General features: G+C 47.6%; 1 protein-coding gene. It reads left to right on the forward strand.

Translation table 11 applies throughout. From position 1 onward, the window contains the following. Positions 1 to 67 precede the first annotated feature (67 nt). The gene (locus tag JSN25_RS15900; protein WP_204525119.1) at positions 68 to 1228 is read left to right on the forward strand and encodes an IS30-like element ISCfr4 family transposase; all 1161 of its coding nucleotides are present in this window, start codon (positions 68 to 70) and stop codon (positions 1226 to 1228) included. Positions 1229 to 1252: the final 24 nt, after the last annotated feature.

Raw genomic sequence — 1252 nt, forward strand, 5'->3', positions numbered from 1 at the left:
AGTCTGCTTAGTGCTGTGAGTTCAATGGGTCGATGCAACGCTATCCTTAATCAAGGGGGRCGTTGTCATGAAACGAAGAACTCGGATCAATTACACGACAGAGCAGAAGGCAATTATCTGGGACAGATATAAGCAAGGTGATTCTCTACATGATATCGCCAGAATGTTCGATAGATATCATTCTTCCATTATGCCCACTATCCACCAGACAGGCGGCTACCGTCCTCCCGTGCGAAAACGGCACCGATTAGCGCTTTCGCTTGATGAAAGAGAGGAGATATCCAGAGGGCTGGTAGCAAAACTCAGCATCAGGGACATCGCCGCCAAATTATCAAGAGCGCCCTCAACGATTAGCCGCGAGGTCAGGAGGCACGGTGGTGCAAAACAATACCGAGCAGCAAAAGCCGATGCTACTGCGTGGGAAAATGCGCTGAGACCAAAACCTTGCAAGCTAATTGGAAGCCCCGCATTGTGTAAAATCATTGCAGAGAAGATGCATCAGGACTGGTCGCCGGAACAGATCGCCGGTTGGCTGAAACGCTGTTATCCGGATAATCAGGAAATGCATGTGTCACACGAAACGATTTATAAAACGCTTTTTATACAAACCCGGGGAGCATTAAAAAAAGAGCTGCAGCAATGCCTCAGAAGCGGAAGAGCAGTGCGTAGATCCAGAACGTCATCGCTTAAAGGGAAAGGATTAGGGTCAATCCCGAACACGATACCTATCAGCGAAAGGCCACCAGAGGCGGCTGACAGAGCCATTCCAGGTCACTGGGAAGGTGACTTGATTCAGGGCTCGAAAAACTCCTATATCATCACCCTCGTAGAACGTCATTCCCGTTTTGTTATGCTGGCGAAGATCAGAGATAACAAGACAATAACGGTTATATCTGCACTCATCAGACAAGCCCGGGAATTACCTGCTGAGCTTTATAAAACATTAACTTGGGATCGTGGCGCTGAAATGACCAGCCACACACGATTTACTATAGCGACAGACATTCAGATTTATTTTTGTGATCCTCAATCTCCCTGGCAACGTGGCTCAAATGAAAATACGAACAGATTGCTCAGACAATATTTTCCAAAAGGAACTGACTTATCGGTTCACAGCCAGCAAAGACTTAACAGTGTTGCCAGACAGCTCAACGAAAGGCCGAGAAAAACGCTAGACTATGAATCACCCGCAGAACGGTTCAATAAGTGTGTTGCGTCCATCAGTTGAACTCACAGCCAGGAGCGGACGTTG

Source organism: Citrobacter cronae (assembly GCF_016893685.1).
GTDB classification, from domain to species: domain Bacteria; phylum Pseudomonadota; class Gammaproteobacteria; order Enterobacterales; family Enterobacteriaceae; genus Citrobacter; species Citrobacter werkmanii.

Excerpts from the sequence above, each read along its gene's own strand:
- JSN25_RS15900 (WP_204525119.1), top strand. The coding sequence starts at position 68 with ATGAAACGAAGAACTCGGATCAATTACACGACAGAGCAGAAGGCAATT.